We start from the raw sequence: 15715 nt of genomic DNA, 5'->3' as shown, positions 1-15715 counted from the left end.
TGGCTCTCCAGACAAGTGCCTTCACGTTACGCAGGCTGACCGTTCATCACAAGGGTTTAGCCCACGTGAAATGTCTGACCTGTCTGCAAGCCTTCGACACTTTTGGCGTAGGCCAATGCCACATCCGCCGCAGGAACCGGCTTATAGCCACGGAAGTACGGGGCGTAGCTGTCCATGGCTTCGACCAGCACGGTCGGGCTGATCGAGTTCACCCGCAGGCCGCGTGGCAGTTCGATGGCCGCTGCGCGGACGAAGCTGTCCAGCGCGCCGTTGACCAGTGCAGCCGAAGCGCCGCTGCGGATCGGATCGTGGCTGAGCACGCCGGTGGTGAAGGTGAACGATGCGCCGTCGTTGGCGAACTCACGGCCGATCAGCAGCAGATTGACCTGGCCCATCAACTTGTCTTCCAGACCGAGGGCGAAGCTGTCTTCGGTCATTTCACCCAGTGGGGCGAAGGTCACGTTGCCAGCGGCGCAGACCAGAGCGTCGAACTTGCCGGTCTGTTCGAACAGCTTGCGGATCGATGCGCTGTCGCTGATATCCACCTGGAAATCGCCGCTGCTGCGACCGATACGAATGACTTCATGACGCTGCGACAGCTCTTTGTCCACGGCCGAACCGATGGTGCCGCCCGCGCCGATCAACAGAATTTTCATCGTGATTGCCTCAAGTGATTGAACGAGGTTTCAGTCTAGAGTGGTTTTTTCTGCGGATAAGCGCACTAATGGGCAACCTTTGGTTTTCAAATGGAAACAATCCATGAGCGAGATGGATGATCTGGCGGCGTTCGCGGTGTTGATCGAGGCCGGCAGTTTTACCTTGGCAGCGCAGCAATTGGGGTGCAGCAAGGGGCAGTTGTCCAAGCGCATCAGTCAGCTGGAGGCACGGTTTTCCGTGGTGTTGTTGCAACGTACTACGCGTCGGCTGAGCCTGACGGCGGCCGGTGCGGCGTTGTTGCCGCAGGCTCAGGCGCTTGTCGTCCAGGTGGAGCGAGCGCGTCAGGCATTGGCGCGATTGAAGGACGACATGGCCGGCCCGGTGCGTATGACGGTTCCGGTTTCGCTGGGGGAAACTTTCTTCGATGGCCTGCTGCTGGACTTCTCGCAGAAATACCCCGAAGTGCAGATCGAACTGGAGCTGAATAACAGCTACCGCGACCTGTCCCGCGACGGCTTTGATCTGGCGATCCGCACTGAAGTGGCCAATGACGAGCGACTGGTGGCCAGACCACTGCTGGCCTGGCAGGAAATGACCTGCGCCAGCCCTGAATATCTGGAGCGCTTTGGCGAACCGCTGACGCCGCAAGCATTGGCCGAACACCGTTGCCTGCTCAACAGTCACTACAGCGGCCGCGAGGAATGGCTCTATCACCAACAGCACGAACTGCTGCGGGTGCGGGTGTCGGGGCCGTTCGCCAGTAATCACTACAACCTGTTGAAGAAAGCCGCATTGGCCGGCGCCGGGATCGCTCGCCTGCCGTCCTATCTATTGCAGGCGGAATTGGCTGACGGCCGATTGCGCTGGCTCTTTCGCGATTTTCAGACCCGGCGCATGCCGATGTACCTGGTGCACCCGTATCAGGGCGGGTTGCCGAAACGCACCCAGGTGCTGGCGGATTACCTGATCGGCTGGTTCAAGCTCAGCGGCGAGGCGCTGGACCGGTTGTAGTGCCTGGCGATCAGGTGATCGATCGACAGTTTGCCCGGCCCGGTTGCCATCAAGTACAGCAACACCGCCATCCAGGTACCGTGAGTCGGGTAGGCATCCGGGTACACGAACAGCTGAATGGTCAGGGTCATGCCCAGCAACGCCAGCGCCGAAAAACGTGTGGCAAAGCCGACGAGGATCAGGATCGGGAAGAAGTGTTCGGCAAACGCGGCCAGATGTGCAGCGATTTCCGGCGACAGCAGCGGCACGTGGTACTCGCTCTTGAACAACGGAATCGTCGAGTCCGCCAGACGTGGCCAGCCGAACTCGAACGTGCCATCGATCAGGTCGACGGCCAGCCCTTCGACCTTGGTCTGCCCGGATTTCCAGAACACCGCCGCGATGGAAAAACGCGCGATGAATGCGATGAGGCTGTGAGGGATTTTCTCCAGCAGCGCGATGGCGCGGGCAATGAGACTGTTCATGACAACACCTTTGGGTGGAAATGAGTGATGACGTGGCGGCTGATGAGCAGGGCGAGGGTCTGGCTGAGGTCGAAGGTCTCGGCGGATTCCAGCGCCTGGGTCAGTGACAGGCCAGACTTGAGCTGGCGAATAAACTGGCTGGCGCCGCGATCCACGGTGAACACCTCGACTTCCAGTCCATTGCGCAGGATCAGCGCGTGTTGGGCGTGATGCAGATCGATCCCGGCCAGCGTCGCGTCGTGTTGATGCGCGGCCCAGATGTCCACCACGGCGAAGCTTGAATCGAGCAGATGCAGCGAAGGGTGCAGGCTGATGCGCAGTTCATTCAGCGCATCGGCATCTGCAAACACAGCAGCGATCCGCTCCTGACTCAGGGGCAACACATCGGCAGCGTGGTAGGCCTGCGTGCGCAAGCGTTCCAGCCGCGCGACATCGGCCAGATAGGGAACGCTCGCGGCTGGTTCGAACTCACTGATGAAGTCCGCCAGCCCGCTGCCGTAGTCGCTCATCAACGGACTGTGTGGCGGATGGCTTTGTACGAAAATTCCGGCCATGGCCCGGAAGAATTCGTCACCCACCAACTGCATCACCACGGGATAACTGTCGGCCAGTGCGTTGATCAACGAGCTCTGAACATTGTTGCGGTACACCGCGAAACGGCTGGCCGGATCGGCGCCGTTGGCACTGCACAAACCGTCGGGGCAGGGCAGGTCGGTATCGAGCAACGCCGCGCTGAACGCAGCTTGAGTGCTCACGGCCGACCTCCCGCGCAGAGCAACAGCTCATCGGCCTGCTGCGCTTCCTCCAACAGCACACTGAAGGCTGGCACCTGATTGTCACGTTCGATCAACGTCGCCACCGGGCCGACGCGTTCCAGCGCTTGCCGGTACAACGACCAGACCGCTTGATCGATTGGCGCGCCGTGATCGTCGATCAGCAAACGATCACCGAGGCTGTCGGAATCTTCGGCAAACCCGGCCAGATGAATCTCGCCCACCGCTTGCAGCGGCAATGCTTCGAGATAAGCCAGGGGATCGCGCTGATGGTTGATGCACGAGACGTAGACGTTGTTCACGTCCAGCAACAGACCGCAGCCACTGCACTGGATGATTTCACGGATGAAATCGGCTTCGTCGATGGTCGAGCGCTGAAACGCCAGATAGGTCGCCGGGTTTTCCAGCAGCATCGGACGCTTGAGGGTGTTCTGTACCTGGTCGATGTGGTCGCAGACGCGGTTCAGCGTCTGCCTGTCGTAGGCCAGGGGCAACAAGTCATTGAGGAACACCGGGCCGTGGCTTGACCAGGCCAGGTGTTCGGAAAAGGAGTGGGGTTGATAGCGCTCGATCAGCGCGGCCAGGCGTTTGAGGTGCTGGACATCCAGCGCGCCTTCGGCACCGATGGACAGCCCGACGCCATGCAGCGACAGCGGATACGCGTCGCGAATCAAACCCAGAAAATGATGAAACGGGCCGCCGGCCACCATGTAGTTTTCGGCGTGGACTTCGAAGAAACCGATGTCCGGACGTGAATCGAGCACTTCGCTGAAGTGCTCGCTCTTGAGCCCCAGCCCGGCACGGGACGGGAGCCCGGTGAGGGCTGCCCGAGTGCGGCGCAAGGCATGGTCGCAGGATGTGATCATGATCGACACTCGGGCGGCTCCCGGATCAGGACTTGGCTTTGAACGCTTCGAGCTGACCGAAACCGGTCGGCGAGGTTTTGCTTTCGGTGGTGGTGCAGGTGCCTTTCGGAACCAGTTTCCAGGCGTTGGCCTGATGATCCATTTTCGCGGTGCCGGCACAGGTGGTGCCTGCACCTGCGGCGCAATCGTTCTTGCCTTTCATGGCCACGCCGAAGCATTTTTCCATGTTGTCGTCAGCGGCGTGGGCGGTGGAGACGGCAGCGATGCTCAGAGCAGAACCGAGGGCCAGAACCAGGGCGGTGGCGGACAGGGTGCGGGTGGTAGCAGTCATGATGTTTCTCCGGTTTTAACTTGGGTTTGAACAAGCGATTGCGCTTGCTTGCCCCACTAGAGAAACGACTCGGCGATGCGTTACAGCGATCGGTAGAAGTTTTTTGCCGGGCACAAAAAAAACGGCCCGAAGGCCGTTTTCTGTTTGAAGCGATCAATCAACCGCCGAGGTACGCCTCGCGCACTTTCGGGTCGGTCAGCAGCGCTTCGCCGGTGCCTTGCATCACCACCCGGCCGTTCTCCAGAACGTACGCACGGTCGGCGATTTTCAGCGCCTGGTTGGCGTTCTGCTCGACCAGGAACACCGTCACACCGTCCTTGCGCAGCTGTTCGATGATGTCGAAGATCTGCTGGATGATGATCGGTGCCAGGCCCAGCGACGGCTCGTCGAGCAGCAGCAGTTTCGGCTTGCTCATCAGCGCACGGCCGATGGCGAGCATTTGCTGTTCGCCGCCGGACATGGTGCCGCCGCGCTGGTTGAAGCGTTCTTTCAGGCGTGGGAAAAGGCCGAGAACCTTGTCCATCTGTTCCTGATAGTCGCCCTTGTCGGTGAAGAATCCGCCCATGGACAGGTTTTCTTCGACGGTCAGACGGGCAAACACCCGACGACCTTCCGGCACCACGGCGATGCTCTTGCGCATGATCTGCGACGAGTCCTGGCCGACCAGTTCCTCACCCATGTAGCGGATGCTGCCGCTGTGGGCCTGCGGCGAACCGCAGAGTGTCATCAGCAGCGTGGACTTGCCGGCACCGTTGGCGCCGATCAGGGTCACGATCTCGCCCTGGCGGACTTCGACGTTGACGCTGTGCAGGGCCTGGATCTTGCCGTAGAAGGTGGAAACGTTTTCGAACTGCAGCATTTACGCTTCCCCCAGGTAGGCTTTGATCACTTCAGGATTGTCGCGGATCTGTTCCGGCGTGCCGTCGGCCAGGGGCGTGCCCTGGTTGATCACGACGATGTGGTCGGAAATGCTCATGACCAGTTTCATGTCGTGTTCGATCAGCAGCACGGTCACGTTGTGCTCTTCACGCAGCACGCTGATCAGCGCCTTGAGGTCTTCGGTTTCCTTCGGGTTCAGGCCGGCGGCCGGCTCGTCGAGCATGAGGATCCGCGGACGGGTCATCATGCAGCGGGCGATTTCCAGACGGCGCTGCTGACCGTAGGCCAGGGTGCCGGCGGGGCGGTTGGCGAACTCTTTCAGGTTGACCTTTTCCAGCCAGTACTCGGCGAACTCCATGGCCTCGCGCTCGCTCTTGCGAAACGCCGGGGTCTTGAACAGGCCGGACAGGAAGTTGGTGTTCAGGTGACGGTGCTGGGCGATCAACAGGTTCTCGACCGCCGTCATGTCCTTGAACAACCGCACGTTCTGGAAGGTGCGCACCACGCCTTTGAGGGCGATCTTGTGGCCCGGCAGGCCGTGAATCGGCTCGCCATCCAGCAGGATGCTGCCGCCCGATGGCTGGTAGAAACCGGTCAGGCAGTTGAACACGGTGGTCTTGCCTGCGCCGTTCGGCCCGATCAGTGCCACCACCTGTTTTTCCTTCACGGTCAGGGCCACGCCGTTGACCGCCAGCAGGCCGCCGAAGCGCATGCTCAGATTTTCGACTTTCAGGATCTCGCGGCTCATTTGCGCAGCTCCATGTGAGGACGTTGCATGGGCAGCAGACCTTGAGGTCGCCAGATCATCATCAGCACCATCAGGGCGCCGAACATCAACATGCGGTACTCACTGAACTCGCGCATCATTTCCGGCAGCAGGATCATCACAACGGCCGCGAGAATCACGCCCAGCTGCGAGCCCATGCCACCCAGCACCACGATGGCTAGGATGATGGCGGACTCGATGAAGGTGAACGATTCCGGCGTTACCAGACCCTGACGGGCGGCGAAGAAGCTGCCGGCGAAACCGGCAAATGCCGCGCCGAGGGTGAACGCCGAGAGCTTGATCACGGTCGGGTTGAGACCCAGCGCACGGCAGGCGATTTCGTCTTCACGCAGCGCTTCCCACGCACGGCCGATCGGCATGCGCAGCAGGCGGTTGATCACGAACAGCGCCGCCAGTGCCAGCAACAGAGCAACCAGGTAGAGGAAGATCACCTTGTTGATCGAGTTGTACTGCAGGCCGAAATACTCGTGGAAGGTTTGCATCCCTTCTGCGGCTTTACGTTCGAAGGTCAGGCCGAAGAACGTCGGTTTCTCGATGTTGCTGATGCCGTTCGGGCCGCCGGTGATGTCGGTCAGGTTACGCAGGAACAGTCGGATGATTTCCCCGAAGCCAAGGGTCACGATCGCCAGGTAGTCGCCGCGCAGACGCAACACCGGGAAGCCGAGCAGGAAGCCGAACGTCGCCGCCATCAGGCCGGCAATCGGCAGGCAGATCCAGAAGCTCAGGCCATAGTAGTGCGACAGCAGCGCGTAGCTGTAGGCACCGACGGCGTAGAAGCCGACGTAACCCAGGTCGAGCAGACCGGCCAGACCGACCACGATGTTCAGGCCGAGGCCGAGCATCACGTAGATCAGGATCAGCGTCGCGATGTCCACCGCGCCACGGGAGCCGAAGAACGGCCACACCAGCGCTCCGATGATCAGCGCGATGATGAAGTAGCGTTGGGTGGTCGGCAGGGTCAGGAAGTTGCTGGCCTTGGCCGGAATCAGCGGCATGCCTGGCGACGAGCGCCACGCCTTGCTGATCTGCTGGTTGAACAGCACCCGCAGGAACATCAGCACCGAGCAGATGGCGATGGTCGCCAGAATGGCCGGGCTGGTGTTGTGCACTTCCAGGTTGACACCGACGATGGTCAGTTTCAGACCCAGTACCGGATAGGCCACGGCCCAGACCAGCAAGGCACTGAACAGCGCCTGTTTAAGATTCCTAGTCATACTTTCTCAACCTCCGGACGGCCCAGAATGCCGGTCGGACGGAACAACAGCACCAGAACCAATAAGCCGAAAGCCACGACATCCTTGTACTGGTCGCCGAAGATATCGGCGCCAAAGGCTTCCGCCACCCCGAGCACCAGCCCGCCGAGCATGGCGCCCGGGATGCTGCCGATCCCGCCCAGTACCGCGGCGGTGAAGGCCTTGAGGCCGACGAGGAAACCGGCGTTCGGGTTGATCACGCCGTATTGCATGCTCAGCAGCACGGCCGCGACGGCCGCCAGCGCAGCACCGATGACGAAGGTCAGGGCGATGATGTTGTTGGTGTTGATGCCCAGCAGGTTGGCCATCTTGATGTCTTCGGCGCAGGCGCGGCAGGCGCGGCCCAGGCGAGAGCGGGAGATGAACAGCGTGAGGCCGAGCATGGCGATCAGGGTCACCACGAACACCACGATTTGCATGTAGGAAATCAGCACTTCATGTGCGCCACCTGGGCCGAAGGCGAAGTTGCCCGGAATCAGGTTGGGGATTGCTTTGTCCTTGGAGTCTTGCGCCAGCAGAACCGTGTTCTGCAGGAAGATCGACATACCGATCGCGGAAATCAGCGGGATCAGACGGTTGCTGCCGCGCAACGGGCGGTAGGCAATGCGTTCGATGCTGTAACCGTAGGAGCTGGTGACGACGATGCTGGCGATGAACGCCACGGTCATCAACAGCGGGACGCTTTCGAGTCCCATCATGGTCAGCCCGGCGATGGCGATGAACGCCACGTAGGAACCGATCATGTACACCTCGCCGTGGGCGAAGTTGATCATTCCAATGATGCCGTAGACCATCGTGTAGCCGATGGCGATCAGGGCATACATGCTGCCAACGTTCAAGCCGTTAACCAGCTGTTGGAAGAAGTGATAGATGTCAGGCATTACAGCGCTCCTAAAAACCTGATACGCATTTCACTGGTGGAGTCATTTTCCCGCCCGGTCCCGTGGATCTTTATCCACTTCGAATCCGGGTTTTGCCAGCGAACCGCTGATGACGGTTTTGAGATTTTCAGGTGGGGAGACTGGCGGATCACGCCAGCGCGGCCCAATACATTCGTAAAACAAAGCCCACGGCACGCCGTGGGCTTTATTGGCAGTCAGTCAGGCAGGGCCTTACTGAGGCGACACTTCGGTTTTAGGTTTGCCTTCGTGCCATTCGTAAACCACGAATTTGAAGTCCTTCAGGTCGCCCTTGTCGTCGAAGCTCAGGTCACCGGTAGGCGTCTTGAAGGTGCCTTTGTGGATGGCTTCAGCCACCTTGGCAGCATCTTCGGACTTGGCAGCCTTGATACCTTCGGCAATTACTTCAACTGCCGAGTAGGACGGGAACACGAACGGACCGCTCGGGTCTTCTTTCTTGGCCTTGAATGCATCGGCCAGGGCCACGTTGGCCGGATCCTGGTCGAAGGATTTCGGCAGGGTCACCAGCAGGCCTTCGGCAGCGCTCTTGGCGATCTGGGTGATCGAGTCGTTACCCACGCCTTCCGGACCCATGAACTTGGCTTTCAGGCCTTTTTCCTGGGCTTGACGCAGGATCAGACCCAGCTCCGGGTGGTAGCCGCCGTAGTAGACGAAGTCGACGTTGGCTTGCTTGAGCTTGGCGATGATCGCGGAGAAGTCTTTGTCGCCGGCGTTGATGCCTTCGAACACGGCAACCTTGGTGCCTTTCTTCTCGAGAGTGGATTTGACGGCGGTGGCGATGCCTTCACCGTACTGCTGCTTGTCGTGCAGCACGCCGACGATTTTCGGCTTCACGTGATCGGCGATGTAGTTACCGGCGGCAGGGCCCTGGGCGCTGTCCAGACCGATGGTACGGAAGATCATTTTGTAACCACGAGCGGTGATGTCCGGGCTGGTGGCAGCCGGGGTGATCATGATCACGCCTTCGTCTTCGTAGATGTCCGAAGCAGGCTGGGTGGAGCTGGAGCACAGGTGACCGACCACGAACTTGACGCCGTCGTTGACGACCTTGTTCGCTACTGCTACCGCTTGTTTTGGATCGCAAGCGTCATCGTATTCAACGGCTTCGAGCTTCTTGCCGTCGACGCCGCCTTTGGCGTTGATCTGTTCGATGGCCATTTTCGCGCCACTGAACTGCATGTCGCCGTACTGGGCTACTGGACCGGTTTTAGGGCCGGCGATACCGATCTTGATGGTGTCAGCTGCGAACGAATGGCTGGCAACCCCGGCCAGAACCATAGCGGCAAACAGTTTGGAAATCTGCTTAGTAGCCTTAGTCATAGTGCTCCACTCTTACTGTTGTATTTTTTTAGAGTCCTGACGCCGTAGCAGCAGAACCGGGACAGATATCTAGGCGATACCCTCCGGAAAAGCCCCCGGCAACTGTACCGGTACAGTGTAGAGCGCCGGTTGTTGGCCTGGGAAGCTGGCGCCAGGGGGCAAAACCTGAGGGTGTCGCTTAAATGAAAGAAAAAGACAGAATTGCGGCGGGACGTTCAGAGGGCTTATACCCCAATCATCAGCATTCCTTGGCGTTCCTGCTCTTTTCGTTCGGTACGGCCTTTTGCAACCGGGTTTTTCTGCCGGATCACCGACGTTATCATTCGCGCCGATTTCTTTTCCGGACAGTCCCATGAATCAAGAACCTAGCACCCTCTATGCCAAGCTGCTTGGTGAAACCGCATCTATTACCTGGAAAGAGCTGGAGCGCTTCTACGCCCAAGGTGCCCTATTGTGGGTCGACGCCAGCCTGGATTTGATCGCGGTCGCCGAGGCCGTGGCGTCGGATCAGGGCGAGAAAGTCGCTGCCTGGCTGGCCGAAGACAAGGTCGCCAAGCTGTCTGAAACGCGGGCGCTGGATATTTTCGAACGCGATCCCGAGATGTGGGCGGTGGTGGTCCGGCCGTGGATCCTGGTCCAGGAAAGGGCAGCGGCCTGACGGGTTGCACCTTGTTGGTGCGAGTGCCGGCCGGCAAAAAGTGTGTAGCGGAGTAGCGTGATGGCACGTTGCCGTAGAGAAATGCCACAAGCGTGGGTGGCATAACGGTGACGTAAACGTAACGGGCACAGTTTAGTAAGCAGCCTAACGGCTGCTTAATTGTTTCGGGATGTTGGAAAGACTGAAGTTTTCAGTGAATTTCAGGGCCTCATCGCTGGCTTGCCAGCGATGAGGGCGACCCGGTCCCGGATCAGACCGAATAAGACTTGCCGGTATGGTTATTGAGGGAAATAACCTTGGTCTTGCCGATCCGGTGACGGTAGATCTCGCGCAGGTACTTGATCGACTTTTTCACGCAATCGCGCGACAGGCGAATGTCATTGATCGAGACAAACTTCTCTTTGTCGTTGATCAACTCGCGGTACTTCTTCTCGTACATCGGCTTGATCGCGTACCAGTTGGTATCGAGGATCTTCGCCGGGTTTTCGAATTCGTTGAGCAGGTCGTCGATGCGGTCTTCGTCGAACTCTTCCTGAATGATGAAATCGAGGATCGAGTTGTCCAGGGTCTCGTCGAAACGGTACGGGGTCTTGGCGAAGCAACGCTTGATGAATGCCACGATCAGCGTCAGGAAGTCGTCCGACAGGCACGGGCTCTTGGCGATCAGGGTGGTCAGCGACAGGTTGGCCGAGGCGCCGATCACCAGCGCGTAGCGCTTGAGCGTGGTGTTGGGGAACAGGCTGTTGAGGTGGGTCTTCAACCGGTTCAGGTCCATGTACGACAGCTTGTAGTCTTTTGGCAGCGAAACGATCGAGACCACCGACGAGCAGTTCTTGAAGAAGTGCAGGTCGTGCAGCGCAGCCGCGTCGTAGCCGGAGTTCTTGTATTGCTCCAGCGACGCACGATAACGCTTGGATTCGATCGGCAGCAGGCTGATGCCTTCGATGGCCTGGGTCACCTTGTTGAAGTGCGGCAGGTCGATCGAGCGGAAGAACAGGTCGTCGATGTTCAGGCGCTGCGGCTCTTTGTCGAACACCTTGAACTTGTCGCTGCTCGGCGGCGGGGTTTCCGGCACTACCGATTCTGCATAGGCAATCGCCACCGGGCCGGCCAGACTCATGAACAGGTCGTTGGCGTCCAGGCGAATGGTCTCGCCGATGTCGATGCCGGCGCGACGGAAATAGTTCTGGTCGTAGTCGGTCGTGACTGCCTGGGCCGTCAGAATGTTGAAGATCTGTTGTGAGATGTACTGGTTGGCGTGCTTTTCCATCGCATTGACATCAATGTTCTGGATGTTGCCGTCATCGCTCTCTTCGGCGTAACGCATGATGTCGTTGGAGATCAGCATCATCGCGTTCCATGGGCGGATACGGCCCATGACGCTGGCTTCGCTGCTGTCTTCGTTGGCGAAGTTGTACGAGAAATCCCATTCTTCCGAGAGGTATTTGCACAGCAGCCGGCCGGCGTTGATGTGCAGCGCCTCAGACATTTCGCTGCGGTGGTCGGAAATGTTCGGCAGCACGCAGATGCCGCTGGTGAAGATCGGTTCGAACACGAAGGAATGACCGCTCTTGCCGTCATGCTCGTCCATCGGCTTGGTGTCGAACGTCTTGTTCATGTACGAGTGCTGCTGGGCCAGGCCGAATTCCGAGGCCATGCCCGAACCGGTACCGCCGCCGGCACTGAAGATCGAGAAATACAGGCGCGACTGGTTGGCCTTGATGCCGCAGCTGTCGATCAGGTACGAGTGGATCATTTTCCAGTCAGGGCTGGAGAAGCGCTGGGTGTCCTTGTTCAGGATGATCTTCGCCAGGTACTGGCCGAGGATCGGCGCGTTACCGGCGCCACCGGCGTGGACTTCCGACAAGTCCATGATCTTCATCTTGCTGTAGTCGCGCAGGAAACCGCTTTTTTCGCCCTTGCGCGAGAAACGGATGCGTCCGGCGATGTCCTTGTCGAGGTCGCCGAGCATCACCAGCGGTTCCACCAGGAACACCGGTTTGCTGCCCTTGTTCGGGCCGATCCGCAGGTTGGTCTTGATCCACTGGGCCGGGCTGTAGCCCTTGTCGGCCAGGCGACGATCGCTCGATGGACGATCCTCGTTGTTGAATTCGTTGAGGTAGAACTTGCGCGCGTTGTACACCAGCTCCGCCACGTCGAGGGCGATGTTGGAGCCGCAGCGACCGAGGCCGATCAGGCACACCGACGGGAATTCCTGGTCGTTGTGCTGTTCGTTGTCGCCTTCCAGGTGCGGCGGGCGCGGGAACACCAGGTCACGCAGGCCATCGAGGTTGTCGAGGATGCGGTCGGTATTGGTTTCGGTGAAGTACAGGTATTGCTGGGTGCCCAGCGGGCGCGAGGGTGGCAATGGCTTCATCGGGGCAGGGCTGTTCGCCGCAGGGCTCAGAGTCAGATCGGATACCGCAGTGGCCGGATTGTTTTTAGAAGTCATTGTGCGCCATATACCTGGACTGGTTGGATCAACGACCGCTGTCGTCGAGCCTCACGGAATGGGAATCTCGCGTCTTTTTTCTGCGCGTGTTTTGCCCGTGCGTCAGGGACTTTGCCTGAGTGCCGCGCGGGGGAATCCTTTCCTGATCGATGATGGATCGGCCATTATTCGGCGATCTTTAATCAAAAGGAGGCTAAATGATGTCAACGCGACCTTCGTTGGGGTTTGCCGGAATCGGCCTGATGGGCCTGCCGATGTGCCGCCGCTTGCTGGCCGCCGGTTATCCGCTGACCGTGTGGAACCGCAACCCGGCCAAGTGCGCGCCGCTGGTCGAGGCCGGCGCCCGGCAGGTGGCGACCCCTGCTGAACTCTGTGAACAGGCTGACGTGGTGATGCTGTGCCTGGCGGACACGGCGGTGGTGCGCGAGGTGGTGTTCGGCCCGGCCGGCGTGGCGGAAGGGGCGAAACCCGGTCAGTTGCTGGTGGATTTTTCCAGCCTCGAACCGACGGCGACCCGTGAAATGGCGGCCGAGCTGGCCGACAAGACAGGCATGGCCTGGCTCGACTCGCCCGTCTCTGGCGGTGTTGTCGGGGCCGAAGCCGGAAGTCTGGCGATCATGGTCGGCGGTGATGCAGCGGATCTTGATCGCGTACGCCCGGTGTTGCTCGAACTCGGGCAGCGCGTTACGCACATGGGCGGCGTCGGCGCCGGTCAGGTGACCAAGGCCTGCAATCAGATGATCGTCGCCTGCAACGCCTTGGTAATCGCCGAAGTGGTGGCGCTGGCCGAGCAGGCCGGAGTCGATGCCAGCCTGATCGCCGAGGCGCTGTCCGGAGGTTTTGCCGATTCCAGACCGTTGCAGATCCTCGCTCCGCAAATGGCCGAAAGCTGTTTCGAGCCGGTGAAGTGGCACGTGCGCACGCTGCTCAAGGATCTGGATACCGCGGTGAAGTTTTCCCGGGAAACCGGTTCGGCCACGCCGATCAGCGGATTGGCCGCACAACTGATGCGCCTGCATGGGGCGCAGGGCTTTTTGCAGAAGGATCCAGCGACACTGGTGCAAATGTACCGCGCGCCAAAATCAGCGGATTGACCGTGTGCGCGTGTTTGCGCTGGTTGATTTCCTCCAGCACCGGGCGCAGTTCGGCCAGTGGCACCGGGCGGCTGAGCAGGTAACCCTGAATGAAGTCGCAGCCCGAGCGCTCCAGGAATTCGTATTGCTCCAGGCTTTCGACGCCTTCGGTGACCACCTGCAAGTGCAGGGTATGCGCCATGACGATGATCGCCTGGACGATCTCCATGTCGGCGCTGGCCTTGGGGATGTCGAGGATGAACGAACGGTCGACTTTCAGGGTGTTGAGTGGCAGGCGTTTGAGATAGGCGAGCGACGAATAGCCGGTGCCGAAGTCGTCGATCGACAGTGACACGCCGAGGGCGCGGATCTGCCGCAACAACACCAGCGTGTTGGCGATGTTGCCCATCAAGGCGTTTTCGGTGACTTCCAGTTCCAGCCGTTCCGGGGCGACCCCCGCGCTGCGCAAGGCGTGCTCGATTTCATTGGCCAGTTCCTCCCGGGCCAGATTCAGCGGTGAGCAGTTCCAGGCGATCTTCAAGTCTTCGCAACCATGGCGCGACAGTTCACCGAGGTCTTCACAAGCCTTGCGCAGAACCCAGTTGTCCAGCTCGGCAATCAGCCCGTTGTTTTCGGCGATGGCGATGAATCGATCCGGGGTGAGCAGGCCGTGCACCGGGTGCTGCCAGCGGATCAGCGCTTCGAGCTTGGTGACCTTGCCGGTCTTGAGTTCGAAGATCGGCTGGTAATACAGCAGCAGACCGTTCTCCTGACGCAGGGCATGGCGCAGTTCCTCTTCCAGTTGCAGTTCGAGGCTGGCGCGATTCTTCAGGTTGGAATCGAAGAAGTGTACGCCGTTGCGCCCGGCGCCCTTGGACTGGTACAGCGCCAGATCCGCATGCTTGAGCAGTTCATCGCAGGTGGTGCCGTCCTCTGGGAACAGGCTGATGCCGATGCTGGTGGTCATCACCATGCGTCGTCCGGCGAGCTCAATCGGCTCTTTCATCTTGAGCATGATGCGCTGGGCCAGGTTGCGCGCTTCCTCGCGGTCGCGCAGACCGATGAGGATGCAGAACTCGTCGCCGCCGAACCGCGCGACCACGTCTTCATGGCTGCGCACCGAACCCTTGATGTGCTGGGCGATAACCTTGAGCAGTTCATCGCCGGCGTCATGGCCGAGGCTGTCGTTGATGCGTTTGAAATGGTCGATGTCGAGAAACATCACCGCGAGCATGCCGCCTTCGCTGGATTTCTGGCTGAGTTTTTCAGCGAAGATCTGATTGAAGCCGCGCCGGTTGATCAGATTGGTCAGGGCGTCGTAATTGGCCACGTGTTGCAGCGACATGCGCGCCTGATCGAGCTGGCTGAGCAGGGCGTTGACCCGGCGCAGATCGTGCTCCTTGTTCTGCAGCTTCTTGTCGGCCAATGCGGCGCTGATGGCGCTGCCGAGAATCAGCAATGTGATCAGCGCAACAGTCAGGCCCAGTTGCAGGTGACCGGTTTGCGACGCCAATGTCGGCGATTGCCCCTCGGGCAGCACCAGTTGCAGCGCCGCCATGCCGGTGAAATGCATGCTGAGGATGCCCGCACCGAGAATCAGCGCCGCCACGTACTTGAGCATCTGGATGTGCAGGCCGCTGCCTTCGCGCAAGTAACCGGCCACCCGCAGTGCGGCGAAGCTGGCGCCGATGGCGATCACGATCGATGACACGAACAGGATGGGCTCGTAGTAAGCCGTGGCGGCGGATTCGATGGCGGCCATGCCGACGTAGTGCATGCCGGCGATGCCCAGGCCGATGACGATAGCGGTCTTGAGGTATTGCAGCAGGCTCGGCTGTGGATGGCTGAGGGTGTGCATGGCCAGCCAGGACGCCAGTAACGCGATCACCAGGGAAAACAGGGTCACGGGCAGGTCGTAATGGATGTCGATCGGCGCCTGGAACGCCAGCATGCTGATGAAGTGCATGGCCCAGATGCCGCCGGCCAGGCAGGTTGCGCCGATCCAGCGCCACAGGCGTTGCGAACCGGGCTCTTCAGCGTGGACGACCCGCTCGGCCATGTCTAGGGTGGCGAAACTCGCGGCGCAGGCGACCAGGTAAGCCACCAGCACCAACAGGGGATTGTGAGTGCAATTGAGGATGACCTGCCCGCTCTCCGGCTGCTCGGCAACAAATTGCAAACCAAGCCACTCCATAGCATGCCCCGTCTCTGAGTACGTCCTTACTGCGTCATCAACGCAGGCGAATGTTTGCAGTATAGAGGCGGTTTTTG

At 60.0% G+C, this 15715-nt stretch carries 15 protein-coding genes; 3 read left to right on the top strand and 12 right to left on the bottom strand.

Annotated elements, in window-relative coordinates:
* Positions 1 to 56: 56 nt before the first annotated feature.
* Complete coding sequence (locus tag C1X29_RS20310) at positions 57 to 656, bottom strand: short chain dehydrogenase (RefSeq protein WP_085748188.1); 600 nt, start codon at positions 654 to 656, stop codon at positions 57 to 59.
* Between the two features lie 103 nt (positions 657 to 759).
* On the opposite strand from C1X29_RS20310, the gene C1X29_RS20305 reads away from it, so the two are divergent.
* Positions 760 to 1668 carry a LysR family transcriptional regulator gene (locus C1X29_RS20305; protein WP_102718214.1) on the top strand — a complete coding sequence of 303 codons (909 nt, stop codon included), beginning with the start codon at positions 760 to 762 and terminating at the stop codon, positions 1666 to 1668.
* On the opposite strand, the gene C1X29_RS20300 is transcribed toward C1X29_RS20305, so the two are convergent.
* The 9 genes from C1X29_RS20300 to C1X29_RS20255 all read right to left on the bottom strand — a co-directional run bounded on the left by C1X29_RS20300 (position 1617) and on the right by C1X29_RS20255 (position 9261).
* Positions 1617 to 2132 carry a DoxX family protein gene (locus C1X29_RS20300; protein WP_102718213.1) on the bottom strand — a complete coding sequence of 172 codons (516 nt, stop codon included), beginning with the start codon at positions 2130 to 2132 and terminating at the stop codon, positions 1617 to 1619. The genes C1X29_RS20305 and C1X29_RS20300 overlap by 52 nt on opposite strands.
* Entirely contained in the window at positions 2129 to 2887 is a 759-nt protein-coding gene (locus C1X29_RS20295; protein WP_102718212.1) for a DUF2063 domain-containing protein, read from the bottom strand. Before C1X29_RS20295 ends, C1X29_RS20300 begins: the two co-directional genes overlap by 4 nt.
* Complete coding sequence (locus C1X29_RS20290) at positions 2884 to 3771, bottom strand: DUF692 domain-containing protein (protein WP_102718223.1); 888 nt, start codon at positions 3769 to 3771, stop codon at positions 2884 to 2886. Before C1X29_RS20290 ends, C1X29_RS20295 begins: the two co-directional genes overlap by 4 nt.
* Before the next feature lie 25 nt (positions 3772 to 3796).
* The gene (locus C1X29_RS20285; RefSeq protein ID WP_011332799.1) at positions 3797 to 4102 is read right to left on the bottom strand and encodes a DUF2282 domain-containing protein; all 306 of its coding nucleotides are present in this window, start codon (positions 4100 to 4102) and stop codon (positions 3797 to 3799) included.
* Positions 4103 to 4259: 157 nt separating this feature from the next.
* Positions 4260 to 4961: an ABC transporter ATP-binding protein gene (locus C1X29_RS20280; protein ID WP_003222380.1), complete on the bottom strand. Its 702-nt coding sequence runs from the start codon at positions 4959 to 4961 to the stop codon at positions 4260 to 4262.
* On the bottom strand, positions 4962 to 5729 hold the full coding sequence (livG, locus tag C1X29_RS20275) for a high-affinity branched-chain amino acid ABC transporter ATP-binding protein LivG (RefSeq protein ID WP_007959160.1): 768 nt from the start codon (positions 5727 to 5729) through the stop codon (positions 4962 to 4964).
* The gene (locus tag C1X29_RS20270) at positions 5726 to 6982 is read right to left on the bottom strand and encodes a high-affinity branched-chain amino acid ABC transporter permease LivM (protein WP_007959162.1); all 1257 of its coding nucleotides are present in this window, start codon (positions 6980 to 6982) and stop codon (positions 5726 to 5728) included. The genes livG and C1X29_RS20270 overlap by 4 nt, the downstream gene beginning before the upstream one ends.
* Positions 6979 to 7902, bottom strand: coding sequence for a high-affinity branched-chain amino acid ABC transporter permease LivH (gene livH, locus C1X29_RS20265; protein ID WP_007959165.1), 924 nt, complete (start codon positions 7900 to 7902; stop codon positions 6979 to 6981). The genes C1X29_RS20270 and livH overlap by 4 nt, the downstream gene beginning before the upstream one ends.
* Before the next feature lie 231 nt (positions 7903 to 8133).
* Positions 8134 to 9261 (bottom strand): branched-chain amino acid ABC transporter substrate-binding protein, encoded by a 1128-nt coding sequence (locus tag C1X29_RS20255; protein ID WP_085605380.1) that lies wholly within the window; start codon positions 9259 to 9261, stop codon positions 8134 to 8136.
* A 352-nt stretch (positions 9262 to 9613) separates the two neighbouring features.
* On the opposite strand from C1X29_RS20255, the gene C1X29_RS20245 reads away from it, so the two are divergent.
* Positions 9614 to 9919 (top strand): DUF2288 domain-containing protein, encoded by a 306-nt coding sequence (locus C1X29_RS20245; protein WP_007959169.1) that lies wholly within the window; start codon positions 9614 to 9616, stop codon positions 9917 to 9919.
* A 250-nt stretch (positions 9920 to 10169) separates the two neighbouring features.
* Here C1X29_RS20245 and C1X29_RS20240 read toward each other — a convergent pair whose 3' ends face one another.
* Positions 10170 to 12371: a hypothetical protein gene (locus C1X29_RS20240; RefSeq protein ID WP_074691419.1), complete on the bottom strand. Its 2202-nt coding sequence runs from the start codon at positions 12369 to 12371 to the stop codon at positions 10170 to 10172.
* A 197-nt stretch (positions 12372 to 12568) separates the two neighbouring features.
* Between C1X29_RS20240 and C1X29_RS20235 the strand changes: the two genes are divergently transcribed.
* On the top strand, positions 12569 to 13465 hold the full coding sequence (locus C1X29_RS20235) for an NAD(P)-dependent oxidoreductase (RefSeq protein ID WP_173940202.1): 897 nt from the start codon (positions 12569 to 12571) through the stop codon (positions 13463 to 13465).
* Here the strand turns inward: C1X29_RS20235 and C1X29_RS20230 are convergent.
* Complete coding sequence (locus tag C1X29_RS20230; RefSeq protein WP_102718211.1) at positions 13356 to 15638, bottom strand: bifunctional diguanylate cyclase/phosphodiesterase; 2283 nt, start codon at positions 15636 to 15638, stop codon at positions 13356 to 13358. The genes C1X29_RS20235 and C1X29_RS20230 overlap by 110 nt on opposite strands.
* Between the last annotated feature and the right edge of the window lie 77 nt (positions 15639 to 15715).

This window comes from Pseudomonas sp. GW456-12-10-14-LB2, assembly GCF_002884345.1.
Classification (GTDB): domain Bacteria; phylum Pseudomonadota; class Gammaproteobacteria; order Pseudomonadales; family Pseudomonadaceae; genus Aquipseudomonas; species Aquipseudomonas paraglycinae.
Note: the sequence above shows the minus strand (reverse complement) of the source record. Positions and strands in the feature narration are given on the sequence as shown.

Excerpts from the sequence above, each read along its gene's own strand:
- livG (WP_007959160.1), bottom strand. The coding sequence starts at position 5,729 with ATGAGCCGCGAGATCCTGAAAGTCGAAAATCTGAGCATGCGCTTCGGC.
- C1X29_RS20235 (WP_173940202.1), top strand. The coding sequence starts at position 12,569 with ATGATGTCAACGCGACCTTCGTTGGGGTTTGCCGGAATCGGCCTGATG.
- C1X29_RS20245 (WP_007959169.1), top strand. The coding sequence starts at position 9,614 with ATGAATCAAGAACCTAGCACCCTCTATGCCAAGCTGCTTGGTGAAACC.
- C1X29_RS20240 (WP_074691419.1), bottom strand. The coding sequence starts at position 12,371 with ATGACTTCTAAAAACAATCCGGCCACTGCGGTATCCGATCTGACTCTG.
- C1X29_RS20270 (WP_007959162.1), bottom strand. The coding sequence starts at position 6,982 with ATGACTAGGAATCTTAAACAGGCGCTGTTCAGTGCCTTGCTGGTCTGG.
- livH (WP_007959165.1), bottom strand. The coding sequence starts at position 7,902 with ATGCCTGACATCTATCACTTCTTCCAACAGCTGGTTAACGGCTTGAAC.
- C1X29_RS20285 (WP_011332799.1), bottom strand. The coding sequence starts at position 4,102 with ATGACTGCTACCACCCGCACCCTGTCCGCCACCGCCCTGGTTCTGGCC.
- C1X29_RS20310 (WP_085748188.1), bottom strand. The coding sequence starts at position 656 with ATGAAAATTCTGTTGATCGGCGCGGGCGGCACCATCGGTTCGGCCGTG.
- C1X29_RS20290 (WP_102718223.1), bottom strand. The coding sequence starts at position 3,771 with ATGATCACATCCTGCGACCATGCCTTGCGCCGCACTCGGGCAGCCCTC.
- C1X29_RS20300 (WP_102718213.1), bottom strand. The coding sequence starts at position 2,132 with ATGAACAGTCTCATTGCCCGCGCCATCGCGCTGCTGGAGAAAATCCCT.
- C1X29_RS20305 (WP_102718214.1), top strand. The coding sequence starts at position 760 with ATGAGCGAGATGGATGATCTGGCGGCGTTCGCGGTGTTGATCGAGGCC.
- C1X29_RS20255 (WP_085605380.1), bottom strand. The coding sequence starts at position 9,261 with ATGACTAAGGCTACTAAGCAGATTTCCAAACTGTTTGCCGCTATGGTT.
- C1X29_RS20230 (WP_102718211.1), bottom strand. The coding sequence starts at position 15,638 with ATGGAGTGGCTTGGTTTGCAATTTGTTGCCGAGCAGCCGGAGAGCGGG.
- C1X29_RS20280 (WP_003222380.1), bottom strand. The coding sequence starts at position 4,961 with ATGCTGCAGTTCGAAAACGTTTCCACCTTCTACGGCAAGATCCAGGCC.